The organism is Paenibacillus terricola (assembly GCF_014779765.1).
Lineage (GTDB): Bacteria > Bacillota > Bacilli > Paenibacillales > Paenibacillaceae > Paenibacillus_T > Paenibacillus_T terricola.
The window spans coordinates 200156-225697 of record NZ_JACXZA010000003.1; the positions used below are offsets into that span (position 1 = coordinate 200156).

The following is a 25542-nucleotide window of genomic DNA, read 5'->3' on the forward strand; positions in this document are numbered from 1 at the left end:
CGTTCTTTCGAAACCTCATTTTTGTCGAATGGTTATGTCGAATTATATAGAAACCGGTATCATGAAATGGGTTTCATAAAATCAAAAAAAATAAGCGGCGTATTTCATCATTCATTCAGGTAGCAATATAGCATCTGTTATAAGACTTCTTCTATACAGCTATAAATTCGAATCCATGGAGCTGGCCTCGTTCCTGCCTGTCAACCGCCTCGAGCAGAATCAAAATCTTAGCTCCGTCATCTCCGAACCAAGGACCTGGCAAGTAGATCGAACTTGCATCTCCGCCGGTTAACGCCGGACGCTCCGCTCCGCCCTTCAGCCACAATCGGCTAACGATTGTTTCATTCTGGAACACGGTCATCTTCAAGCCTTGCCCATCCACACGCACCCGCCATCCGCGGCCTTCCTTCGAATTCGGTACGGCAGCATACAACCAAGCCGCGCCGCCGCTGTCTAACGATAAAGGCAGCTCCACCGTTACTGCGGAGTCCTTATTGCGTTCGGCATGCGCTAGCAGCCCTTCTTCCGCTCCGGAAATCGTCCAGTTATCCGCATCCACCGCCTCGTAGAACCGAACCTTCCCGGCTCTTCCCCCCAGATTGCGTTCCAAGAGCACCGTTAGCTGCAGTTGCTCGCCTGGTGTGACGATCGACGTCAGATCCAAGAAGGGATCATACGGATGGATGACTCCAGCCTCTCTGCCATTGACGAACCATACCGCCTTACCTTGGAGGCCTTCAAGATGTACCATGAATCGATTCGCATCTGCATCGGTTGTATAAGTGCGCCGATATACTTCACGAACCGGATGATCCGGCGACATCCAACCGCCGAAGCCTACCATCGGCCAGAGCGTATCATCGAAAGATTCGGTCCATTCGTGCTTGAATGGCCGGTCCTGCAGTCGATGAACATGCCAGTTCTGCGTAATATCCGCTGCTTGAAGCACGACCGCTATTCCTTGCAGCCCCTTCAGGGAATGAAGTCTTAGTCCAGGAAGTCTTGCATCATCGAAATTCGAATGACCCCAGATTTCGGTCTTCGCTGTGATGGCGGACACTGCCTTCGGCTCGGCAAATGGGATGTACCAGCTGCTTCCCGCAGGTACTGCTGTTCCCGCATATTGTCCGTCTGCATACAGCGATACGATATCGCTGCCTTGACGAATCAGTAAGCCTTGCGTCTTGCGGCTATTCGCTGCTGCCACATGGCCTTCGTACCAAGCGAAGCCTCTGTATATACCGACCTTCTCCAAGTAATCGATAGCGCCGTTCACCCGAACAACATCATCGGAACTAAGATCAGATACCATGGATACGGCAGGATCGAATTCAGCCAGCTGCCATTGCAAGTTCACCAGCCCCCGTTCAGACGGAGCCGCTTCCGGCTGTTGTACGATGATTCCTTCTTCGATGGAGTAACGCTCCATGTACAACGCTTTCATCAATGTCGTCGAAACCAGTATGAACTGGCGCCCATCCGCCATTGTAATGCTGACTTGGCTGTCCTCAGTTTCAGCAGGGACTAGCTTGATATGTATCCGATTCTGATCGACCGCCGCTTCTGCGTGAACCTTGTCAATTGCTATGCAACCTTCGAGTTCAAGGACGATCTCGCTCTCACCCGTTTGATGGAAGAGAAGAACTGTACGTTGATCCCCTGCTTCAGCATGAAACATCTCGGCACCTGCGTAGATCAGCTTGCCGTCTATTCCCCAGCTAGCAAGCGACACATCGACAGGGAGAATGATGGAGCGGCCTGCTGGCAGTGACAGCGAATACTGCTCTTCCGAGGATGCTTCAGCATCATTACGAATTTGGATCTGCTTCGCTTCATGATCTCCGTTCGTGACGAACAGCAGGCTGCCTCCGCCGTACAGCTTAAGCTCTTGCGGTCCGAACACTTGGTTAGTCTCAGCAGGCAGTGACCATTCGGAGTTTACTACCGCTTCTGCTTGCGCCATTGCAACTCCATATGTTCCAATGACACGAGTCAAGAGCCTTCCTTCGTAAGCTTCGCCTCGTACGATCCCTTCAGGAGAAATCATCCCGCCGAAATCATAATCAGACGTCATGAAGGCAAGTGGTCTGCCCCAGTTATTCGTCGCATTCGTAAAGCCGAAATCCGTACCTGACACTTGCAAATAAGGGCCAAGAAGCTTTGCTCCCGCTGACAACAGCCTTCTCAGCAAGTAGTGGGATCGATTCGTCTCTGTGACGAGCAGCGGATAGCCCATACCAGCAAGAATATTCCGATAGCTGTGCACCTTCTGCTCGAAGATTGGATCTCGGTCATTCGGATAGAAGTTACAGGTTGGCATAACGCCTTCGGTTAATCCGGATGCTTCGATCAGTCCGCCTTGCCCAGCGCATGCGATCAATGGAACGGTTACACCTGATGTCTGTGCCATGTCTCGCATTGCAGCCATATAACCTTGCGGATCATTGCAGTCGAAGAAATCTAGCTCATTATCGAGTTGAACGGCGATAACCGAACCCGCTGCTCCCAGCTGGAAGCGAGTCAGTATCGGCATAATCTGATCGAACCAGCGTGACACATGCGAGAGAAAGGCTGGATCGTTCTGTCTGATCCGCATGTCATCCTTCGCTAGTAAGTAAGCCGGCAGTGCGCCGCCATCCCATTCGGAGCAAATGTACGGCCCAGGTCTTGCAATGACCCACAGCCCTTCATCCTTTGCAGCTTCGAGGAATTCCTCTACATTGCGCTGACCTTCCCAATCCCATTCACCCTCACGAAGCTCATGATAGTTCCAAGGAAAATAAACATCGATGCAGTTGTAGCCATAAGCTTTCACCTGCGCCATCCGTTCACGCCATAGTTCGCGGGGAATACGGAAATAAAATAAGGAAGCGCTGAGCAGAATGACAGACTTCCCTTGGATGGATACGCTGTTAGGTGTCCATTGCACCACAGGCTCCACATTTACTGAGTTGATCAAGCGTACCACCTCGCCCGGTTAGGATCGCATGAAAATGTAATGAAATCTATTTCATGAAATGGGTTTCATTAATCTGAGGTCATTATATCTCCGCCTTGTATTATCTGTCAATAAAGGATCTGGAACAAAGTTGAAAACGCATACACGCCGGTAGGACTGCTCATAAAAACAACCAAAAACCTTTGCTGCATAAGAGATTTCAGGTTCTAAACCAGTTGAACTTCTGGAAGGTATGCGTTCACAATAATATAACAATCCAACCTTCAAGTCTCGCATATATGATTTAGGATGTGAAACAAAAAAGCTCGTTGTTTCAGTTCTTCCTTGTGAAAGAAACTGAAACAACGAGCTTCAAGGCTTATCAAATGGATGCGTTACTTGCGCTTCACCGGTGCCGGACCACTGCTCTGGCGCACGATCAGCTTAGGTGTAAGTACGGTCGTTCGCTTCGTCGGCATGCCATTGTTGATCTGGAAAATCCGCTCCACTGCATACTTGCCCAGCTCATGCGTATTCTGCGTTACGGTCGTCAATTCCGGAATGACGGCGGTCGACAGAGGAGAATCGTCGAAACCAACGATCGAGATATCTTCCGGGACGTGCAGCCCGCGCTCGGATGCAGCCTTAATAGCACCAATTGCCGTAAAATCATTCACGCACAATACCGCTGTCGGCCGATGCTCGCTGTCATCGAGCAGCTTGTTCATCAGATCCCGACCGGCTTGGATGGAGAACTCCCCATACTGGATCCACTCTTTTCGAAGCGTGAGCTGTTGGTCCTCCAGCGTCTTCTTGACCGCCTTCACCTTCTGAATCGTTGTGGTCATGAAATCCAATCCGCCAATGAAGGCGATATCTCGATGGCCGAGGTCGATCAAATGTTGTGTGGCAAGCGCGGCGCCAACTGCCTCATCGCTGTACACCCGATGAAACTTCGTCTTGGCGAGATTGCCGTTAACAAGAACGACCGGAATCGTTTCCGCTGCCTCTTGCACCTCTTGGACCAGCTCAGGCGGACAATTCGCCAGATTGATGCGGCCTCCGATAAAGATGATTCCGTCGACACGTTTCTCTCGCAGAATGGTCAAATATTCGGATTCCCGATCATCATCACCGGATGTATTGCACAGAAAGAACGTATATCCTTTATCTCTCGCTTCCTGATTCGCCCCATAGAACACCTCTGGGAAGAAAGGGTTCGTAATATCCGGAACGATCATCGCGATCGTTCCCGTTTCTTTCTTGATCAGGCTTCTAGCCAGTGCATTCGGCTGGAACTTATGTTTCTCGATCACCTTCATGATCTTATCTCTTGTGCTGGCCTTTACTGGCGCTGTATCGTTCAACACACGCGATACCGTCGAGACTGACACTTCCGCCTCTCGCGCAATATCGTATATGGTTGTATTCTTCACCATACCTCTATCCATCCTTAGGAAAGATCATATTTTTCTTTGTATACATGATAACAGAACTATCACAACTATGAAACCCATACCATTAATAATTTTGTTAATATATTAACATTCACTATATACACTTGCGATATGGATGAAATATATATCGAAAATCATCATTCAATTTGTTAGAGTTTTGCAAAACATGCACGATGAAGAACAGAGACTTGATCTGCCCTGTTCTTCATCTTATCGTTATGAATTGTTAAATGGAAGCCACTCCTCTTCTATCATTATTCATTCGCACGAACCGTATTAACAGTTTCATAATATAGGAAAAAGTAGGATTGCGCATCCCCCTATTCAAACTGGTCAGCATTTCAATAATGGATTATATTCGGATTAATGACGACCAATTTTCATCCTTTCTATTTCCGATTTCACTCACACTTTTCACTCATTAACACCATTCAGATATTACGCGAGTCTCGCAATTTTCAAAGCAATTTCTCGATTTCTGTTGGTTAAAAATATTCATATAATCCATCTTTTTTCTATAACGGATAACCACTTACAATGAAAAAGGCAGACTCACAGTTCAAGTAGACACAGCAGCGTTAGACGGCACTGCACATACTGGAAACCACGAGTCTGCCTATCTGCAAGACGGACAGCAGTGTTGGATGTAGTAGGAAACTATACCTTGAATTGCTTATATAACGATCGAGAGATGTCCTTCAATTGTACAATCTCGCCATCCACTTCCCTGGAGCTGTTCATTTGCGATTCACTGACAGTGAACAGCTGTTCCACGGAAGCTGCGCTTTGCTGTGTAATCGCATGAATCCTGCTGATCTCGCTTGCGATTTCTACCGATGCCGACTGGATCGAATGGATCGCGCCATCCAGCTGATGAACAAGCTGAATCATTCGACTCAAATCTTCACTCATTTGTTCGAATCCGGCAATCGTATCCTTCGCACGAACGACAGATAGATCCGTCGAGGCCCTTCCTCGTTCAATCTGCTTAACGGAATGTGTCACAATCTCTCCTGTCTGCAATGTGCTCTGCTTGATTTCTTCTGATGAATGCGCAGTCAAGACAATTCGATCATTAATGTCATGCAAATTATGCTCAATATTGCTTCCGACTCTCGCTGCGTCCGCAGTCCGACCGCCACTTCCTTGAAGGACGCATTCATTTCGACAATCTCCTGAATGGTTGTCTGCGACTTATCGGCAACCGTCACCGAAGTCTGTTCAAGTTGATCAGACAACAACTTCACACGCTCTAATATGGCAACGAGCTGCTCCTGCTTCTCAGCACGATCCGCTTCTAATTCTCTTGTAATCTTGTGCTTCGAATGGATCTGAAGCGATGTTGCCGCCGACGTCAGGACAAGGAAGCCTGCATGAATGGCTAACATCATATAAGGTCGCAGTATTAGCAGCAAGATATTGAGGCCAATCGGATCGGGGGACAACAATAGCATTAATTGATTTTTTGTCTGAATCATCTGATTCTCCCTATTAGATAATAAAAAAAACCGACTAAAGTCATTAGTCAGTTGAATTATTTCTCATTATTTAGCAACTAGAAACTCATTTATATTATGCCAAAATGCGTCAAAACTCAATGTTTTTGCAAAATTTTAATAAATACTAGCTTCCCTAGATTTAGAGATAAATGGTTGCTATTACACCATCCTGATTGTCGCCAGACAGCTCATACGTATGATCAACCGGTATTTGGAACGCCGTTTCCCGCGGCACATCTTTATACGTTATTTCATAACGCTGCCCCTCAACGTTGACATAAACTGTTTTGTGCTCCTTCAACCAACCCAAATACTCTTCCAGCGTCAAATTGTTGCTTTGCATTATTTTGCTGTGCGGCAGGCCTACGTAACGGAAATGCCATGGCTCGTATTGAATGCCCGTGATCTTCGTCTTATCCTTCGGATAGCGCAAAATAAATCCATAGTCGGCTGCATGCTGCTTCAGCCACTTACCCTCCGGTGCTTGATCCATCGATTCGAGCGATGAGCCGATATCGAGCGCTAGGCCCAAATTATGTTCGCTTTTGCCTGCCGGCAGCGCGTAATCGGTCCCTTTCTCCTGATAAAGCTGATCCTGCTTCTCCAAATCCCGATACCCGCTGCTGATTATAAAATGGTTCACGTCATCCTTCGCGGCTGCCGCTACCATCTTGCCGAACTGCTCCGCAACGCGCTGAGACAGTTCAATGGAATTATCAAGCAAACCAAATCCATTGACGAGTTCCCTATGGCTGCTCAGTGCAACAATATCCGTCTGGACACCCTCAGGATGCACGGCGTAATCCGAATTTATTAAGACAAGGTTCCCTTGATAGACTTGGTCCTTCTGTACCCGAAGAGCATTCATTGACGAATCGGTCTGGGTGTAGGCGATTTCTTCCGCCTTCGGATAGATAATCCTCACATCCGACGACGATGCAGGCGCATGCTTCGCGCAGCCGGACAATAAACAACAAGCAAGTAAAAAAGCCCACTTCTTCACGTGCATTTCCTCCTCAACCTTCTATGCCCTAAGGTTAAGAGAAAATGTTTAAGAAAGAAGAAGGGCAAATCTAAAGTTTTTCTTAAAGTGCGTTAAGTGAGTGTTATTTCTGAAGGGGGAGTCGGACTTCGAATGCAGTCCGAACCCAACTGCTCTCAGCAGTAATGGTCCCGCCATGTTGTTTGACGATATTTCTCGCGATGAAAAGCCCTAGTCCTGTGCTGCCCTCCTGATGGATCCGGGTTCGAGCCTGGTCGCCTGTGTAGAACATATCGAACAAATGAGGCAGATCATGTTCCGGGATGACTTGCCCGTAGTTCACAACCTGAACAACTGCTTCCGAACCATCGTGGCTGCAGCTAATGTCAACGAACTGTCCGTCCTTGCCGTATCGGGCAGCATTGGACATCAAGTTCTCGAATACGCGGGCCAGCAGCTCGCCGTCCCCTTCGATGACCGTATTCGGAAGCACATTGAGCCGCGCGGTCAACGCATTTTTCTCGAACACAGGGTACATCTCTTCCGTCAACTGACTGAGCAGTTCGCCCAGTTCAATCGGCTTCTTCTCAACGGTAAGCATCCCGTAGTTCATCCGCGTAATTTCGAACAACTCTTCGATAAGCCGTTCCAGCCGTTTCGATTTCGTATATGCGATCGTCGTATAATGCCGCGTCTGGTCAACTGTCAGCTGCTCATTCTTGAGCAGCAGATCAAGATACCCGAGCACGGATGTAAGCGGGGTGCGAAGATCATGGGCCAAATTCAGAACGAGCTGGTCCTTGCTGCTCTCCGCGAAATCGCCGCGCTCAATCGCCTTCTTCAACTGCTCGCTTGCCCGGTTAATATCATCGGCAATCGTTTCGAATTCATCGCCGGAATTCAACCTGATCCGGTTGTTGAAATCACCGCCGGCAAGGGTTCGAATACCTCCTGAGATGATGTGAAAATACGTTGCGTAACGCTTGGTCAGCAGGAAGAAGAACATGATCGCAATCGGAATAAACACGACTAAGAAGAAGTTAAAGTCGCCGATATGCCCGATTACTTTGCGATAGAATACGGTTGCATCTCCAGGGTAACGCACCCTATCGTTATAATAGGACTGGAGCAATTTGTAGAAGATATAAGTCACCAGACCGGCCAACAACATGCTCAGCCCGAATAACATTAGCATTCTTGCTCTGAAGCTGCGGAAGATGCTATCCATTGAACTTGTACCCTACTCCCCATACCGTCTTAATGAACTGATCTTTGTCTTCGCCGAGCTTCTTCCTCAGCGTACGGATATGCACCATTACGGTGTTGCCGCCCTCATAATACGATTCGCCCCATACTTGATGAAAAATATTGTCCGCGCTGAACACCTTGCTCGGATGGCTCGCCAGCAGATGGAGAATATCGAATTCCTTAGGCGTCAGATCGACGCTTCTGCCATAGACAAGCACCGTTCGTTTGTCCGTGTCAATCTTCAACCCTCCGGCTTCGAGAACCGGATTATTCGCCTGCGGCTGCTGATTAAGCAGCATGGACGAACGGCGAAGCTGCGCTTTCACGCGCGCGACCAGCTCCATCGGATTAAACGGCTTCGTCATGTAATCGTCCGCTCCGATAATCAGGCCGGTTATTTTATCGAGATCAGAAGTTTTGGCGCTTAGAAAAATAATCGGCAAAGCATACTTCTCCCGTATCAAACGCGTCACTTCGTGACCATCGAGCTTCGGCATCATAATGTCGAGTATCGCTAGATCGATCGGCTGGGACTGCACTGCCCGAATCGCTGCTTCGCCATCAGACGCTTTAATCGTCTGATAGCCTTCATTGCCTAGATGAATCGCGATAAGATCCGCGATTTCGGTTTCATCGTCGGCGATTAATATGGTCGTGCGCTTCATCAAGTCATTCTCCCCCAACTATATTTAGACCGACAGCGCCTCTTGTGCCGGCTTCTTCCACATCTGCCCTTCGGATAGAGACAGCATGGCGAGCCTGCACAACTGCTGAGCGCTTTCGAAGGAGGTGCCTGGCAGCCCATTAAGCAGCCAGCGCCCCATATAGCCGACCGTTCCGCCTGCGGCGAATGCAGCCTGCGCTTCATTCTGATAAATGCGTTGGAACCGCTCGACAAGCTGCTCGTTCAACCAGCTTGTAAATCGCGGATCTTGAAATCGGTTCCGATAGAAACGTTCATGCGTACGAATATGCTCACAGATGATGATTGTTGCTGGAATCAGGATTTGGTCCTCATAGACCTTCACGACAGCCAACTGATCTTAGGTCATTCTCGCCTCATATACGGCTAACAATTGGCCAGTAATCTCCTCGGTCATCTGCTCAAGCAAATCGAATTTATTCTTGATAATGCAAATAAAAGGTCGACCGGCTGATGCCTGCTTTATGAACGATTGAGTGAACGGATATTTTCTCGAAAGGCATAGCAGCAAGCAAGGAAGTGAACGCCTCGTTAATAAGCCAGCGTGTAGACAACTCGTATCGATCGGTTATGGTCATGCAGCCGCGCCTCTATATCGGAATGGACATTTGCGATGCGATTGTCGTTTGAAACCTCTTAAGCAGTAATCCTATGCTAAAGATGTAACCATATTCATGATAACAACAAACGATAATGGAGGCAAAACGAATGAGCAAAGTATTTGTCATCACCGGCGGTTCAGACGGCATGGGTAAGGCGATCGCTCGCCGTCTCGGTCAGCAAGGCGCGCTGCTCCTGGCGGATGTCAGCGAAGAACGTCTGCAGGCAGCCATCGAAAAACTGGCAGTTGAAGGAATTACGGATGTCTCCAGCCAAGTTGTCGATAATACGAAGAAAGAGCAAGTTGAGGCACTTGCCGCCGCTGCTGCCAGGCTGAGAGAGCTCGGTGCGATCGTACATACGGCAGGTTTATCGCCAACGATGGGCAGCGGCCGTCGAATAATGGAAGTCAACATGGTCGGAACCGGCCTTATTCTGAAAGCGTTCCTGCCGCTGGCCGTTCCCGGCTCCGTCGCGCACGGTAGCTCGGACGCAGGATATGCTCGCCGCTTTGCGGGCGCAGCAGCAATAACAACAAGAGGCTTCCATCGCTGGAAGCCTCTCCTCGTTATTCAACATAGCCGAATCCAAGTATCGTGAACTTGCGATCGCCTTGTCCGGAAGTCATCAAAATATCAACGGTATGCTCCCTCGCAATAGGCTCGTTATACAGGATGACGGCTGAGCAGTGCGTCCAATTCACTTCGTGGGGATCGGCGTCTCTCACGTGAACGCCGTCCACCCATATTTCTGCGCTGCCGAAATCGCTCCTCCCCGAGTCTTTGTACGCAAGCAGCAATCGTTTGCTGCGGATGGTCATCCGGAAGCTCTCATTGCCGGATTCGCCCGTATGCATCCAGTTGTTCGGAAATTGAGGAGTGGCGTAAGGATGATCGTCCATCTCGACCATTTGCAGATCCGTATCGATGCCGGTAAAGCTGCCGGGGACAATGGTCGCGATTCCTTCGCAATTGCTGCGGTCAAGCAGACGCGTTCCAACGAAATCATTGCCGATGACCGGCTGTTTATCGATCACGATATCCGCTTCTGCAGGATGCGCTTGATCCGTCTCCGCGAACAAATAGGCTAGACAGTCCGCCATCAGACGATGCCCGGCATTCGTCGGATGATAAATATCGTAGAAGAACTGCCGCTTCGACATGACCCCGCCTTCACCCTTCCGCAAACGGAATTGTTCGACGACGGCGTCTTTGATACTGACCATCGGAAGACCGTAGTGGGTTCCAACTGGCGCCAATCGATCTTGAAGGTTCCAATCGTTCATGAACACCGAGAAGAGAAGAATTACAGCGGGACGATTATCGGCTGCCAAGATGTTCAGTGCTAAGCTCTCATAGCAGACCCCATTCGTCTCGTCCCCTGCATCGTTCACAGCGAATTCGATAATGACAATATCCGGCTTCACTGCTCCGTCTCGAAGCACATCCCGGTCATACCGGACGATACCGAGCTCGGACGGCGTCCCCCCTACTCCCGCTTTGATCAGATGGATATGATCGCCGCCATTGCGGCCGAACATCTGCTTAAATTGCAAATAGGAGCGATAGGCATAGCTTTCGGTGTGGATCGGCTTTGCCCCAGCGCCTTGAGTAATCGAGCCGCCGATATAAGCAATCGTTACGTCCTCGCCGCGCTTCGCCTTCTCGATCGCCGCTTTCAGCCTGTAGTTATTTCCGCTGCTTAGAAGCGACTTAGCAAGCAAAGCTCGATACGCTTCCGAATCATAATCGACAGGATCTTCAGGCTCGATTGCCTGAACTTCATAGCCGTCATTGAGGTATAAGACTATGCTGACCGTTCCGAGCGCGCCTTGCCGATCGAATTCGATGGCCATTTTGCCCGGAACATCGTCATCCATCGACCACTCCTGCTCTTCAAGCACGAGCACCGATTCCGACCCGTCTGCTCGCACAGGTACGCGAAGCTTGGTCCCTGTCTCGTACTTGCGAGTGCGACCCCAATTCTCCAGAGCAAACCATACTGATCCATGATCGTCATCCGACGTTTTCACCGATATGCCGATGCTGTGAACGAGCTTTCTGAACCCGCTGCAGTTCGTCAATAACTGAACAATCGACTCGTCCGTCACGCCGCTAGTAAACATTACTCGATCGATGAATTGCCGGCCCTCCAAATAGACCTCTTGCGAGAAGCGCCCGTCCGGACGCGCTGTCGCTTCAACGATCGATTCGTACATCAAATAAAAGCTGCTGCGCTTATCGACGGGGTCTCGCGGCGCTGCGGGTCCTCCGTTAACGCCTTCGTCCACTGCCGCCGAGTTATGATCTGTCATACGAGTACGCCTCCTTCGTGCATGTAGTGAAATGATACAGAAAATTGTAACACCGCTGCGAGGTGAACGGACACCTGTCGATATATACTTCTTCCCCCCATAATTTAATAGAATCGCTTATCTCATCGACAGCAATCTAGCGCTGATCATCGCGCTTCTTTGCCGAAAAAGGCCGCACCTACTCCGCGTTACGCGGATTAGGTGCGGCCTGTCATGCAAAATGCTGCGAATGAATGGTTACTTCAAACTAATGCATCCTAATTGATTTTGACCAATTGCCATTGTTGGTTCAGATCGCCGCGATACCAGTTCTGTTGGATCAATGCCCCATTCGAAGTCGAGGCGCTCGCAACCTCTACAGCCTTGTTGCTATTGACATTGAGAATGCTGTAATATCCATTGCTCAGCTTGATCAATCGGAACTGTTGAGCCGTATTATTATAGCTCTGCATCAGCTGAATCGCTTCACCGTTATTGGCGGTTCCATTGCGCACATCCATCACTTTGCCGTCGGATGAGCTTACGCTGGTCAACTTGTAGATGTTATTGTACGTGCCTTGATCCGTAATGACCCACTGCTGAGCCGTTGCGCCATTATCCGTATATTGCTGCAGCTGCAGATTATTCGTGTTCGCACCGCCCGGCACATCAATGACTTTGCCCGATGCACGATTAACGAGCTTGTAGGTCGCGCCGTTCGTGAGTCCGTTCCATACGCCGTTCCAAGGGTTCAACTGTGCACGCTCGTAGTACCAGTCGAACAGGAAGCGCGCCATGCCGTCGCGCGACGCATCGCCATCGTACTTCAAACCTGCTGTAGGGTCAGCGAACGAGCTGCGCGTTCCCGGATCCAGAATGAAACCGTTCATATGCGCCGCAACGCTTACATTGCCTGCAGCCGTGAAGATTGCCTTCGTGTTTTTGCCGAAGCCTTCATTCGAGCCGTTGAACAAGTCCCAATACGAAGGGTCGCCCGACTGTGCCTTATACCAGGTCGTCTCCGTAATATTGATTGGATAGTTGTCGGCGCAAGGCTTGATCGTTGTATTCCAGATCTGCTGCAGCGTTGCGAAATCATCATTCGCGCCGTAACCCGGATACCAGTGCACGGAATAACCGAGATTGTTCAGCGGGTCCGTCAGCGGATTCGATGCGCACAGCTGGTAATATTGATCCCAGCCAAGCCCCGCTGCCCAGATGACATTATCCGCCCCCTTGTTTCGTATCGTCGAAATCATCGAATTCTGGAAGTTCTTGAGCGAGTTCCAATAATCGACGAAGTTGGATTGCGATGGATTGCCGCCCCATACGCCGTTCACATCAGAGAGAACCGGCTCGTTAACGAGCTCGAACATCACGTTGTCCGCGCTTTTGATTCCTGGCTGCGATGCGAGATAACCCCAAATTTCATTGAATTTGGCCAGATTCGAAGGTGTTGTCGCCTTGTTGTCCAGAAGCGTGAAATCAAGACCCAGCGTTACGTACAGGCCTTTGGTCTTGGCATAATTGATATACGGAATAATGACGTCTTGCGTTACGCTCTGCAAGCCGGCGAAGCTATACGTTCCTGCCGCCACATCGCCCATATCATCGCGGTCGATGAACAGACGTACTTGGTTCATATACCAGCCGTGCGAGCTTCCATACTTTGCAGATGTATCTGTGAAGGTGTCTGTAATGTCCTTCAAATACGCAAGAATTGCTGCATGCCGGTTGTTGCCGTTCTGACTTAAGTAGTAGTTGCTGTTCTGGTACGTCCAGTAAGCACCTGATGGCTGATGCCAGCCGCTCAGCAGAACGGGCTGGCCGCTGCTGTTCACGAGCTGTTTGCCGCTGACATGAAGCTTCGACATCTGCATGCCTGACCATGCATTCGCCGACTGCCCATTCATCAGGATTGGCGTCATAATTAACGCCATGAGCAGCAAAAGCTTGATTGACCAACTTGCTTTCATTGATTTTTCATCTCCCAGTTTAATTTCGATTCGCAATTATGAATTCGCTTACATTGGATATTTTATCAATAATGTTGTGTGTAAACTACCTGTCAATACATACCAGTTTACCTGTTTAAATATGGGTCGAGCAGCCTCTCGAAGAGCCTCGGTAATAAAGGATGTCTAAATGCCGACGAGGTTAGGCTTTTACTGGACATGAGAAAGCCGCCCTCAAAACGCCGAGCAGAACGTTTGAGGACGGCTGTATATGGTTCGTATTAGCTAGAATTGCGTCATTAATTGATCTTTACTAATTGCCATTGTTGGTTCAGATCGCCGCGATACAAGTTCTGCTGGATCAACGCGCCGTTCGAGGTGGAGGAGCTCGCAACCTCTACAGCCCTGTTGCTATTGACATTGAGGATGCAGTAATATCCATTGCTCAACTTGATCAATCGGAATTGTTGAGCCGTATTACTAAAGCTCTGCATCAGTTGAATCGCTTCACCATTATTCGAGGTTCCATTGCGCACATCCATTACCTTACCATCGGATGAGCTTACGCTGGTCAATTTGTAGAAGTTATTGTACGTGCCTTGGTCTGTAATGACCCATTGCTGCGCGTTTGCGCCATTATCCGTATACTGCTGCAGCTGCAGCGCATTCGTGTTCTGGCCGCCCGGTACATCGATCACCTTGCCCGAAGCGCGGTTGACGAATTTGTAAGTCCCGCCGTTCGTTAGTCCGTTCCATACGCCGTTCCAAGGATTGAATTGAGCGCGCTCATAATACCACTCGAAGAGGAAACGCGCCATACCGTCGCGCGTCGCATCGCCATCGTACTGCAAACCTGCCGTCGGATCAGCAAACGAGCTTCTCGTACCAGGGTTGAGAATGAAACCGTTCATATGCGCTGCAATGCTGACGTTGCCTGCCGCCGTAAAGATCGCCTTCGTATTCTTGCCGAAGCCTTCATTCGAGCCGTTGAACAGGCTCCAATAATCGGAGTCGCCTGCCTTCTTCTTGAACCAAGTCGTCTCCGTAATGTTGATCGGATAGTTGTCGGCGCAAGGCTTGATCGTTGTATTCCAGATGTTCTGCAGCGTTGCGAAATTGTCATTGGCGCCATAGCCTGGGTACCAGTGAACGGAATAACCGAGATTGTTCAGCGGGTCCGTCAGCGGATTCGATGCGCACAGCTGGTAGTATTGATCCCAGCCAAGTCCGGCTGCCCAGATGACATTATCTGCGCCTTGGTTTCGTATCGTCGAGATCATCGAGTTCTGGAAGTTCTTCAGCGAGTTCCAGTAATCGATGAAATTGGATTGCGACGGATTGCCGCCCCACACGCCGTTAACATCGGAGAGAACCGGCTCGTTAACGAGCTCGAACATCACGTTGTCCGCGCTTTTGATCGCTGGCTGGGATGCGAGATAACCCCATATTTGATTGAATTTAGCAAGGTTCGAAGGCGTCGTCGCCTTGTTGTCCAGAAGCGTGAAATCAAGTCCAAGCGTTACGTACAAGCCTTTGGTCTTGGCGTAGTTGATGTATGGAATAATGACGTCTTGCGTTACGCTTTGCAAGCCGGCGAAGTTATACGTTCCTGCCGCTACATCGCCCATATCTTCGCGGTCAATGAATAGACGTACTTGGTTCATATACCAGCCGTGAGTATTGCCATACTTCGCAGAGGTGTCCGTGAAGGTGTCTGTGATGTCTTTCAAATACGCAAGAACTGCTGCATGCCGATTGTTGCCGTTCTGACTTAAGTAGTAGTTGCTGCTCTGATACGTCCAGTAAGACCCTGATGGCTGATGCCAGCCGCTGAGCAGAACGGGCTGCCCGCTGCTGTTCACGAGCTGTTTGCCGCTGACATGAAGCTTCGACATAGGCATGCCTGACCATGCATTGGCCGACTGCCCATTGATCAGAATCGGCGTCATGATTAACGCCATGAGCAGCAAAAGCTTGATGGACCAACTTGCTTTCATTAATTCCTCATCTCCCTTGTTCATAACAAATTTGTAGGTATGTTAAGTCATGGCAGCACGAAGGTAATAAGAAGCTCTAACATTCGAATATTAACAGCATGAATGCGCTTTCAGAAGAGAGTGTATCATCTTCGCTTCCATCATGAATACCTGTCGATATTCAGTTGATTACCTGTCAAAATCTAGCAAATTGTTGTGTTTCTCCTTACGCATTGAAGGCATTTTTGCAATTCTGACCCATGATTGATTCGAATTGATGGTATAATAATTGCAGTTAAAGCAATTAAAGGAGTTGTGCCGCAAGTGTTAGAAATCGAACGTAAATTTCTGTTGGACAGCGATCCGAAACAACTCATCCAAGAGGGCGTCATCACCTTCCTATCCGAACAGCGAATCGAGCAGACCTATCTGGCATTAGATGAACAGCAGGAAGTTCGGGTACGCCGACTGGTAGACCTTACTACGGATGAGGTGACCTACACGCATACCTTCAAATCGGGTAATGGCCTTATGCGCGAGGAGATTGAATATGCGATTACGGCAAGCATCTACGAGCAGTTAATGAGCGGCCGCAAGCTTATTCCGTTAACGAAGAATCGGATTACAGCACAGCGGGGCGAGCGGATTGTTGAGATCGACATCTACGATCAGATTCAACTCACTGTTCTGGAGGTTGAATTCGATTCAGAAGACGACGCGCTTACATTCGTCCCTCCAGCTTGGTTCGGCAAGGACATCAGCTCGGAGCGCCAATACAGCAACAAGAAGGTATGGCGGGAATTGCAGAACGGAAGCTTGAGCTAAAACGATAAAGACCAATCCCCAAGATGAAGGGATTGGTCTTTTTTGAAGCTAAACAATGAACTACGACTTCCTCACTCGCCCAACCATCAGGTACGATAGAAGGCTCCCGCCTAGTAGAATAAGAGCTGTAACGAAGAGCGAGGCATGCATGCCAGTTACGAAAGACGAATAGCTGCTAACGATTATCCCCATCATAGCAACCCCAAGCGTTGCCCCTAGCTGTCGGCTGGAATTGATCATTCCGGATGCAATGCCGACTTGATCCTTGGGTACGGAAGAGATAACCGCTGCCATAAGCGATGGAATCGTAAGTGAAATGCCGTATCCGAGCAAGATCAACCCCGTCAAAGTAAGCCAGTAGCTTGTCGTGACATTAACCCCGACCAATAGCGCCGTCCCCGCCGCCGCACTCGCAAAGCCGAAAGTCATCGGCATGCGTGGTCCCACGCGACTTACGATACGTCCTGTAAAGATCGGGTTGATCGCCATCGGAATCATCATCGGCAGCAAAGCGAGCCCCGCGGCATGAGCAGATAGCCCTCGTTCCTGTTGAAAGAAGATCGGGATAATAAACAGAATGCCCGACAGCCCAATATTAATGAGCATGCCTGCAGACATACCGGCAGACAGCGAGGGACTGCGAAACAGCTGAAGTGGAATGAGCGGCGTCTTGCTCCGAGCTTCAACAATGATGAAGAGAATGGTGCTTAGAAGCGCTAACCCAAGTGTCCCTAGAATAACGGGGGAGCTCCACCCGTAGGACTCTCCTTCCATCAACGCGTAGGACAACGCCACAATCGACACGATCGCAAGAAGCTGACCTCCGATATCAAGATTACGTTTCGCGTTGCGAGACGTCTCCTTAATGGACACCCATGTAATAGCTAAGCTTACAATCGCGATCGGTATGTTCAAAAGAAAGATGCTTCGCCATCCAAGCGAATCAACCAGCAATCCACCAACAACCGGTCCCGCAGCTAAAGCGATCCCTGTAACTGCTGCCCAAATCCCGAGCGCCCGAGCGCGTTCACCTGGATCGGGATAAGCATGGGCAATAAGCGTCAGAGATGCTGGCAGCAGCGCCGCCCCGCCAATGCCAAGCACAGCGCGCATCGTAATTAGCGCACCTAGCGAGGTGACAGCCGCCGAAATTCCCGACGCGGCTAGAATGAGCACCAGACCGCCGATAAACACTCTCTTCGCCCCGAACTTGTCCGTCATCGTCCCCATCGATAGCATCAAACCCGCGAATACCATGGTGTAGGCGTTCACGACCCATTGCAACCCCGATAATCCTCCGCCTAAATCGGTATGAATAGCAGGCAGCGCCACACTAACGACGGTCATATCCAGCAGCACCATAAAGTACCCAAGCGATATTCCAAGCAGAAAAATAAATTTGGCCGAGCGTGTTAAAACTTTGGTTTGTAGTAGAACTTCTTGCAAACGAATGACTCCCTTCCTTGTTTCGTGGATCTCGCACTTGCTAAGCGTATAGCAGGTCGTATACTTAAACGAGATGCCCTTTTATCCTAGGAGAAATAATCATACGTTTAGGAAGGGAAATAACGATATGCCAATGGAACAATCCGAACAGGAACGGCTCCATGAGTTAGCCCGCTTCCTGAAGTCACGCAGAGCCCGCCTCTCGCCTGAACAAGCTGGCCTGCCTCATACAAGCCGGAGACGCACACCGGGCCTTCGGCGCTCAGAAGTCGCTCAGCTGGCTTGGATCAGCGTTGACTGGTATACGAGACTTGAGCAAGGACGAGACATTCAAGTGTCCGCTCAGGTGCTCGACAATATCGCCATCGCGCTGCAGTTGAATGCAACAGAGCGACGACATCTATATGTACTGGCCCTGCAGCAGCTGCCTGCTGACTACACACAATCTGTCGGCACCATTAGCCCGCTTCTTCAGCGATTCCTTGATCAGCAAGGAACGAGTCCAGCCCTGGTGACCGATCAGCAGCTAAACATTGTTGCTTGGAACAAAGCCTCTAATCTTATCTATGGTGACTACGAAGGGATGTCTCTCCGTGATCGTAATGCGCTCTGGCGAACATTCACGTCCCCGTACATTAAACAATTGCTGCAAGAGAAATGGGAGATGCACGCAAGGCACCGCCTCGCCCAATTCCGCGCTAATTACGGCAAGTTCACAGGTGATCCCGAGTGGATTGCGCTGATCGATGAGTTAAGCGACGTTAGCGAAGCTTTCCGAACATGGTGGCAGGAGCATGACGTGATTGTCGGACCCGAAGGCAAGAAAATCAACTACCACCCGACGGCAGGTCGGCTCGAATTCGACCAGCTTTCTTTTCTCGTATCGGATGCACCTGATCTCACAATCGTGATCAACATGCCGTCGAACGAAGAAACGTTTACTAGCGTTCAAGCGTTGCTGGCACAAGGATAACGTTCACTGTAGAGCTTGTAGTTGGAAAAACGATTTGTTATTATAGGTCCAATATGAATCACAAGCGATGATGAGAAGAGTAAGGAAAGCCGTTCTTCTACAGAGAGCCCCGGAAGCTGCGAAGGAGCGAAGAACGTTTCACTGAACCAAGCCTCTGAGCAGCATGCTGGAACCATTGACGGGGATGGCATGACGGGAGCTCCCGTTACAGAGCTAGAGTATAAGCATCGCCGGAGGCCGGTCATGCCGTACTTGAAGAGATTAATATGGCGACATATTAATGAACCTGGGGTGGCACCGCGACGAGTTCGCCCCCAAGACCATACGTCTTGGGGGTGAGCTTTTTTTGTCGGATTGCAACTTCATGTTCTTAAGGAGGCGCCAGCCATGAGTAATGAGAAAGAGTATGTAAACGAGCATTTTCTAGACCGTCTAATCCGTGAAGAGCTTGAATATTCCCCGTTCGATCGCGAGATGTGCACGCGTTTCCCGCCGGAGCCCAATGGCTATTTGCATATCGGCAGCGCTTATGCGATTCATACGAATTATACGATGGCACACAAGTACGGCGGCAGCTTCCATCTACGATTCGACGATACGAATCCTCTGAAGGAAGATCTCGAATACGTGAATGCCATCATCGGGGATATCAAGTGGCTGGGTTATGATCCAGGCGAACACATCTATTATGGCTCTGATTACTCGGAGACGTTCTATAACGCAGCAGTGACATTGATCAAACGCGGCAAAGCATACGTCTGCGATCTAACAGCGGAAGAAATGGTAAGTTATCGCGGAACGCTGACCGAACCTGGACGGAACAGTCCTTATCGCGATCGAACCGCGGAGGACGATCTTGATCTGCTGGCGCGTATGCGCAACGGCGAGTTCCCGAATGGGTCTAAGACCGTTCGTGCCCGTATCGATATGAGCTCGCCGAATATGAATCTACGCGATCCCGTATTGTATCGGATCATACATGCAGAACATTATCGAACGGGTAATGAGTGGTGCATCTATCCGATGTATGATTTTGCCCATCCGATCCAGGACGCCATTGAAGGCATCACCTATTCCCTCTGCTCGATTGAGTTCAAGGATCATCGGCCGTTGTATGAGTGGGTGCTGAATGAGCTGGGTATCGCAAGTCCGCCGCGGCAAAGGGAATTCGGTCGACTGAACTTAACAGGCGTCGTCACAAGCAAACGGTTCTTGCGGACGTTAGTACGCGATGGCCATGTCGATGGCTGGGATGATCCTCGGCTTCCTACGCTGCAAGGGCTCCGAAGAAGAGGTTTTACGCCCTCAAGCATTCGCAGCTTCGTGGAAGCGATTGGCGGCATCCGCACGGAGAGCACGATCGATATTTCGCTGTTGGATCATTGTCTGCGGCAGGATTTGAAGGAAACAACGGTCAGCGTCATGGCGGTCATGCATCCTTTGAAGGTAGTCATCACGAACTACCCGGAAGATACGACCGAGATGCTGCCTATCGAGAACAACAGTGACAATAAAGCGCTGGGGTCGAGGGAAGTGCCTTGGAGCCGAACGCTCTATATCGAGCGCGACGATTTCATGGAGATACCTGTACCAGGTTTCCATCGACTTATACCTGGTGGCGAAGTTCGGCTGAAGGGCGCATATTTCATTCGCTGCGAGGAAGTCATTAAGGACCCGGATACGGGAGAAGTGATCGAGCTGCACTGTACGTACGATCCGATTACGAAGAGCGGAACCGGGTTCACTGGCCGCAAAGTAAAAGGGACCATCCATTGGGTGTCGGCAGATCATGCGAAGAAAGCGGATGTTCACCTATACGATAAGCTGTTGTTGGAACAAGATATTTCGAAGCGTGACAGCGGCGAATGGGCGCAGCTCATCAATCCTGAATCCAAGGTGATTGTTAGCGATATGCTCATCGAGCCATATGTTGCTGCTGCTGTGCGTACGGATAAGGAGTTAAGATTTCAATTCATGCGGCACGGTTACTTCTGTGTGGATGCGAAGCTGACGAACGATGAACGAATGACGTTCAACCGCATTGTGCCGCTGAAAGACAGCTGGAATCGGAAGGGGTAGTCTGCGTAAGAAATAAAATAACGGTTGCTATGGATGCCTTTGGTGAGGAATCAACCGATTCAGGATGTGAATCCACCAAATAAAGCTTCCATGCAACCGTTACGGTTTACAACACAATGATTAGTCGTTAAATCTGTACGTCCAGAAGCGCTCCATGCCGAAGCGGTCTTCCAGTTCTTTATCCGACAGCTTGTTCTTCCCCATCAGTTCAGGCGCTTGGAATTGGGAACGGTGCGCTCTAATGGAATCGATCTTGTTCTTCAAGAAGCCTCTTACGTCGACAATCGTGTCTGGGCGCCCGATGTCCTCTACCGTATTCTTGGCGAATGCCATGCATTGGACAATCGGCCGCTCTTCCTTCGGCATTGCTGCAACTACCCGAACAACCGCTGCACCAGTGGCATCATGGTCAGGATGAACGCTGTAGCCAGGATAGAACGTAATGATCAAGGAAGGACGAAGCTCCTGAATGAGCTCGCTGATTTTCCCGTCCAGCAGCTGCGGCTCCTCGAACTCGATCATTTTGTCATGGAATCCGAGAAGTCTCAAATCTTCAATGCCGATAGCCTTGCAGGATGCCTTTAGTTCCTCGAGGCGAATGGCTGGCAGCGTAACCCGATTGGCAAAAGGCGGAACGCCCATATTACGCCCCATCTGGCCCAACGTCAGACAAGCGTACGTTACTTTGGCGCCATTATAAACATGAATAGCCAGCGAGCCGGATGCGCCGAACGCTTCATCATCCGGATGCGGCAGCACGACGAGAATTTGTTTGTGCGTATGCGTCATAAGATAAGTCTCCTCCTCTTCCCTTAGAACGGTTGCTTGCTGAGCTGCAAGGCAACAACGAGCTTCCCTTGACCATCATGGCCGGCCATGATCAGTCTCTCCGTATCTTGTTCCTCATAGTGCGTCAGCCCCTCGGTGTAGATCCACCCGAGCTCCATTTTTAACCCAATCCGATAGGGGCCTTCGCCTGAAATCGCACCATGGCCGAAACGGACCTTTGTATTCGTAATAACGATCGAAGCCGGGTGCTTGTTGCTATCGAAATGTGCAGCATAGGCTCCATTTGTCATCTCCAGATGAATATATAGGTCCTGATTCCTCAAGGCATCAATTCTTGCTTGAATGTCTGATTTATTAATAAGCTCCATCACAGCGCCTCCTAAACTGACCACTTGTACATGCAAACACTACTTACAAAAGCATAGCTTAAATTAAAAGGAAGGGCAACGTTGCAGCTCGTCTAACAACCATTCTATGCTTTATTTCTCGCGTATGTTTGGGGTAATGGTTACTGGATTGTACCATTCGAAAGTGATAACAGTGTTTGGTTGGGTGGGTAGGTGGCGGATTGCGGCGAGGGTAGCGGGCATCCGGCAGCTAGCGATCGTTGTTGTATCTAACAATTAAGCAGGCCATTGAGATAACTCGACGGCTTGTTGGACTTCCTTTTATTGCGAACAATGCGTACAATACTATCAAATCAATTCTAGCAGAAGCCCAGGAGGCGGTCGCCACAATATGACGCAAACTATACTTGCACAAGAACAAATCAACTACACCGGCAGGTTCGACTTCACCTCGCCAGATGGTCCCATATTCGCATGGTCAGGGTGTTCCGTTGCAATATCATTCCGAGGATCGGAGATTCATGCGAAGCTCAGACCAGTCTTGCCCGAGATGGATGACAACTGGGTGAATATCACCATCGATAACCAAGAGCCCGTCCCGCTTCGGATCCATCGAACAGATAGCTATGTACTCGCTTCAGGTCTTAGCAATGAAGCACATACCGTCGTCATCTCCAAGCGGACTGAAGCGTTAGTTGGAGAGCTTCAATTTATGGGCTTTGAGCTCCCAGCAGGAACCGAACTTTTGCCGCCGCCAGCACGTCCGCAACGCAAGCTTCAGATCATTGGCGACTCCATCACGGCCGGTTATGGCAATGAAGCCGCAGGAATCGAAGATGGCTTCAAGCCTAGCCAGGAGAATCAATATTGGGCTTATGGCTCCATTACTGCTCGTAACCTGAATGCGGAGCTTCATATTACGGCGTGGTCGGGTAAAGGGATGTACCAGAACTACGGCGGCGAACGGGATGTTCAAATGCCGGAATTGTTCTTGCGCACACTGCCATCCAGCGCCGACAGCGCTTGGGATCTGCAGTCTTGGATACCGGATGCAGTCGTGATCAACCTCGGAACAAACGATTTCAGTGTCGACTCGCTTGACCCGGTTCTATACCGGCATACATATAGGGAGTTCCTTGGCACCATTCGCAACAGCTATCCGAATGCGTACATCCTCTGCACGATCGGGCCAATGAATCTGAAGCCTGTGCCTTATATACAAGAGATCGTGAACGAGCTTCAGCGCACAGCTGGCGACAAGCAGATTGGTTTCTTCGCTTACCCCGAACAGGATATTGAAGCGAATGGAATCGGCGGCGACTGGCACCCATCGCTTAAGACACATGCAAGCATGGCCGAACTGCTGACGAGGGAGCTGCGGGAGCGGTTGGGCTGGTAATCGAATAGGCATTACAGGAAACGCACCAGCTCAAGCGGTGCGTTTCTTAGTGCTACAAACGATTTGGTGTGGGCAATCCCAATACAGTGAGCGCGTCGGCAATCGTTTCTTTGAACTTCAAGGTGAGCCACAGTCTGAGCGGAAGCTTGTGTTCATCTGCTCTCAGAATCGGGCAGGCAGCATAGAAGTTGTTGAACAAGGTCGCCAGCTCATGCGCGTAATTGCAGATAAGGTTCGGAGAAAGTTCGCGGCCTGCTATGTGCAGCGTATCCTGCCAGATCGCGATTTGTCTTAGCAGCGCATATTCCGCCTTCTCGAGCTGATCGAAATGAACAGGCACGTGTGGCTTTCTATTAAACTCAGTCTCAGCCCTGCTTATGATGTTGGCAGCACGCGCATAAGCATACATCAAATACACGCCCGTGTTGCCCGTCACTTCAGTCGCCTGCCCGATATCGAACACTACTTCGGTCGCCAGATTAAAGCGGAGCAGATAGTAACGAATCGCAGCAGCTGCAATGACTCTGCTGGACAGACCCGTTGTATCCGAACGCTTGTTATCGATAATCGTCTCCATCCGATCCAGCAGATCAGCAATTTTGATGCCAATGCCTTGTCTTCCGGACATCGCATAGGACGTCTTGCCATCGGATGTGTCGATCCCCAGCTCCTCGGCTGCGCCAGGACTTAACGAAACGACGCCGTAACTAACATGCCGCAGCTGTTCGGCATGCTCCGTATAACCCAGCAGATCCAGCGCCTGCTTCACCATCGCTTGCGGATATTCTTGACGATGATCGATGACGTTGATCACCATATCTGCTTTGCCGTATGTGCCGTTCGTTCCAGCTACACTCGTTGTCGACAACCCTTCGCCGAAGCTTGCATACTTGAAATCCCTCTCCAGCAAACCAAACTTCCATAGATGATAAGCAATATCTTTAGCCGTATAGGTCAGGATGCCATTGGAGCGAACAAGAACTTTATCTGCGCTGTAATCGGAATCCTGAGTTTCCTCTTCCACACCCGATTGCTTTAATACCCAGCACCCTTCCAGCTTCCCAGCCGTTTCTTTATAAAAATGCTTCGTTCCCTTTAACAACTCAAACGCGGATGCCCAGAATCCTTCCCTTACGATGCTGCTCTCCCAGACAAGAAGATCATACCGAATGCCGAACGCAGCCATCTCAATGAGATGCTCCCGCACAATTCGCTCCGCGACGAGCAGACCGACCCACGATAAGTTCTCGTCTCCTTCTTCTACCGAATGAAGCGTGTTCGTCCGATGCTCAAGCATTAACGGGTTACGCTGGTACTCCCGATTCACGCTCGAATAAATGTCCCAGCAGTAGTCGCCGAAACGAGTATGCCCCTTCTTGTGAGGAATGTGCAGCAGCCCTACTACCGTATCCGCCAGCTGATTGCCCAGATCATCAATGTAATTATGCACTTCGACCTCATGACCGGTTCTTCTCATCAGCCGCACGAGCGCATCCCCGATGCAAGCATTTCTTAAGTGGCCGACATGGGCAGACTTGTTCGGATTGATCGAAGTATGCTCAATGACGACCTTCTCAGCCGTTCCGGCAGGCAGCTTGAATTCTCTCTGCGCCCATTCCTTCCAGTCGATATACAGATTAATGAACCCAGGCGTAGCCACCTCAATCCGATGAATCAACTTCTCGACATTGCCATCCTGCTCCAGCTTCGCCTTCAACATCGAGGCAATTTGAATGGGCGCCTTCCTCAGCATCTTAGCGAGCAGCATCGCAGCATTCGTCGCATAATCGCCATGCTCAAGATGGGCGGGTTGTTCAATTTGGACACGAATAAGTTGGCCATGAACCTCGATCCCCAGCTCCTCCAATAGTTCCTTCACAGACTTCTCAACGCTTGTTACAATCAACTGGCTTATCAATGAATACCCTCCCCTTGGAAAATAAAAAAAGCTTCCGTCTCTATAAAAGAGACGAAAGCTTCTGCATTCGCGGTACCACTCTTGTTGTTAAACTTGCGTTTAACCACTCATAAGA

Annotated in this window: 21 protein-coding genes and 2 other annotated features (1 of these 23 running past the window's edge); of the genes, 5 read left to right on the forward strand and 16 right to left on the reverse strand. The window is 49.9% G+C overall.

Annotated features, from left to right (window positions below):
* Nucleotides 1–151: 151 nt before the first annotated feature.
* The 9 genes from H8B09_RS13135 to H8B09_RS13175 form a co-directional block, all read right to left on the reverse strand.
* Nucleotides 152–2959 carry a beta-galactosidase gene (locus H8B09_RS13135; RefSeq protein ID WP_191203989.1) on the reverse strand — a complete coding sequence of 936 codons (2808 nt, stop codon included), beginning with the start codon at nt 2957–2959 and terminating at the stop codon, nt 152–154.
* Nucleotides 2960–3333: 374 nt separating this feature from the next.
* Nucleotides 3334–4374: a LacI family DNA-binding transcriptional regulator gene (locus H8B09_RS13140; protein ID WP_191204523.1), complete on the reverse strand. Its 1041-nt coding sequence runs from the start codon at nt 4372–4374 to the stop codon at nt 3334–3336.
* A 678-nt stretch (nt 4375–5052) separates the two neighbouring features.
* Complete coding sequence (locus H8B09_RS13145) at nt 5053–5400, reverse strand: hypothetical protein (protein ID WP_191203990.1); 348 nt, start codon at nt 5398–5400, stop codon at nt 5053–5055.
* Between the two features lie 53 nt (nt 5401–5453).
* Nucleotides 5454–5873 (reverse strand): hypothetical protein, encoded by a 420-nt coding sequence (locus H8B09_RS13150; RefSeq protein ID WP_191203991.1) that lies wholly within the window; start codon nt 5871–5873, stop codon nt 5454–5456.
* 160 nt (nt 5874–6033) lie between these two features.
* The gene (locus tag H8B09_RS13155; protein WP_318152609.1) at nt 6034–6897 is read right to left on the reverse strand and encodes a M15 family metallopeptidase; all 864 of its coding nucleotides are present in this window, start codon (nt 6895–6897) and stop codon (nt 6034–6036) included.
* Between the two features lie 103 nt (nt 6898–7000).
* A complete protein-coding gene (locus tag H8B09_RS13160) occupies nt 7001–8104 on the reverse strand; it encodes a sensor histidine kinase (RefSeq protein ID WP_191203993.1) in 1104 nt (367 codons plus the stop codon).
* A complete protein-coding gene (locus H8B09_RS13165; RefSeq protein WP_191203994.1) occupies nt 8097–8789 on the reverse strand; it encodes a response regulator transcription factor in 693 nt (230 codons plus the stop codon). The genes H8B09_RS13160 and H8B09_RS13165 overlap by 8 nt, the downstream gene beginning before the upstream one ends.
* Before the next feature lie 24 nt (nt 8790–8813).
* Nucleotides 8814–9161 (reverse strand): TetR-like C-terminal domain-containing protein, encoded by a 348-nt coding sequence (locus tag H8B09_RS13170; RefSeq protein WP_191203995.1) that lies wholly within the window; start codon nt 9159–9161, stop codon nt 8814–8816.
* 82 nt (nt 9162–9243) lie between these two features.
* Complete coding sequence (locus H8B09_RS13175) at nt 9244–9405, reverse strand: TetR/AcrR family transcriptional regulator (RefSeq protein ID WP_191203996.1); 162 nt, start codon at nt 9403–9405, stop codon at nt 9244–9246.
* Nucleotides 9406–9535: 130 nt separating this feature from the next.
* Here H8B09_RS13175 and H8B09_RS13180 point away from each other — a divergent pair, with 130 nt between their 5' ends.
* Nucleotides 9536–10027, forward strand: a complete 492-nt coding sequence (locus tag H8B09_RS13180; protein ID WP_191203997.1) for an SDR family NAD(P)-dependent oxidoreductase — start codon at nt 9536–9538, stop codon at nt 10025–10027.
* On the opposite strand, the gene H8B09_RS13185 is transcribed toward H8B09_RS13180, so the two are convergent.
* The 3 genes from H8B09_RS13185 to H8B09_RS13195 all read right to left on the reverse strand — a co-directional run bounded on the left by H8B09_RS13185 (nt 9996) and on the right by H8B09_RS13195 (nt 15672).
* Nucleotides 9996–11741, reverse strand: coding sequence for an SGNH/GDSL hydrolase family protein (locus H8B09_RS13185; protein ID WP_191203998.1), 1746 nt, complete (start codon nt 11739–11741; stop codon nt 9996–9998). The genes H8B09_RS13180 and H8B09_RS13185 overlap by 32 nt on opposite strands.
* Nucleotides 11742–11998: 257 nt before the next feature.
* On the reverse strand, nt 11999–13696 hold the full coding sequence (locus H8B09_RS13190; RefSeq protein ID WP_191203999.1) for an RICIN domain-containing protein: 1698 nt from the start codon (nt 13694–13696) through the stop codon (nt 11999–12001).
* 278 nt (nt 13697–13974) lie between these two features.
* The gene (locus H8B09_RS13195; RefSeq protein WP_191204000.1) at nt 13975–15672 is read right to left on the reverse strand and encodes an RICIN domain-containing protein; all 1698 of its coding nucleotides are present in this window, start codon (nt 15670–15672) and stop codon (nt 13975–13977) included.
* Between the two features lie 303 nt (nt 15673–15975).
* Between H8B09_RS13195 and H8B09_RS13200 the strand changes: the two genes are divergently transcribed.
* Nucleotides 15976–16476, forward strand: a complete 501-nt coding sequence (locus H8B09_RS13200; RefSeq protein WP_191204001.1) for a CYTH domain-containing protein — start codon at nt 15976–15978, stop codon at nt 16474–16476.
* A 60-nt stretch (nt 16477–16536) separates the two neighbouring features.
* Here the strand turns inward: H8B09_RS13200 and H8B09_RS13205 are convergent, their stop codons facing one another.
* Nucleotides 16537–17922: an MFS transporter gene (locus H8B09_RS13205; protein ID WP_224753573.1), complete on the reverse strand. Its 1386-nt coding sequence runs from the start codon at nt 17920–17922 to the stop codon at nt 16537–16539.
* Nucleotides 17923–18049: 127 nt separating this feature from the next.
* Between H8B09_RS13205 and H8B09_RS13210 the strand changes: the two genes are divergently transcribed.
* Together H8B09_RS13210 and H8B09_RS13215 are read left to right on the forward strand one after the other, a co-directional pair.
* The gene (locus tag H8B09_RS13210) at nt 18050–18895 is read left to right on the forward strand and encodes a helix-turn-helix transcriptional regulator (RefSeq protein ID WP_318152610.1); all 846 of its coding nucleotides are present in this window, start codon (nt 18050–18052) and stop codon (nt 18893–18895) included.
* A 58-nt stretch (nt 18896–18953) separates the two neighbouring features.
* Nucleotides 18954–19214 (forward strand) — a binding site (T-box leader).
* A gap of 68 nt (nt 19215–19282) precedes the next feature.
* Complete coding sequence (locus H8B09_RS13215) at nt 19283–20974, forward strand: glutamine--tRNA ligase/YqeY domain fusion protein (protein WP_191204002.1); 1692 nt, start codon at nt 19283–19285, stop codon at nt 20972–20974.
* Nucleotides 20975–21094: 120 nt separating this feature from the next.
* Here H8B09_RS13215 and bshB2 read toward each other — a convergent pair whose 3' ends face one another.
* Nucleotides 21095–21763, reverse strand: a complete 669-nt coding sequence (bshB2, locus tag H8B09_RS13220) for a bacillithiol biosynthesis deacetylase BshB2 (protein ID WP_191204003.1) — start codon at nt 21761–21763, stop codon at nt 21095–21097.
* A 23-nt stretch (nt 21764–21786) separates the two neighbouring features.
* Nucleotides 21787–22131 carry a YojF family protein gene (locus H8B09_RS13225; protein ID WP_191204004.1) on the reverse strand — a complete coding sequence of 115 codons (345 nt, stop codon included), beginning with the start codon at nt 22129–22131 and terminating at the stop codon, nt 21787–21789.
* A 370-nt stretch (nt 22132–22501) separates the two neighbouring features.
* Between H8B09_RS13225 and H8B09_RS13230 the strand changes: the two genes are divergently transcribed.
* Nucleotides 22502–23509, forward strand: a complete 1008-nt coding sequence (locus H8B09_RS13230) for an SGNH/GDSL hydrolase family protein (protein WP_191204005.1) — start codon at nt 22502–22504, stop codon at nt 23507–23509.
* 52 nt (nt 23510–23561) lie between these two features.
* Here H8B09_RS13230 and H8B09_RS13235 read toward each other — a convergent pair whose 3' ends face one another.
* Nucleotides 23562–25427: an arginine--tRNA ligase gene (locus H8B09_RS13235; RefSeq protein WP_191204006.1), complete on the reverse strand. Its 1866-nt coding sequence runs from the start codon at nt 25425–25427 to the stop codon at nt 23562–23564.
* Between the two features lie 44 nt (nt 25428–25471).
* Nucleotides 25472–25542: a binding site (T-box leader), on the reverse strand (it continues 145 nt past the right edge of the window).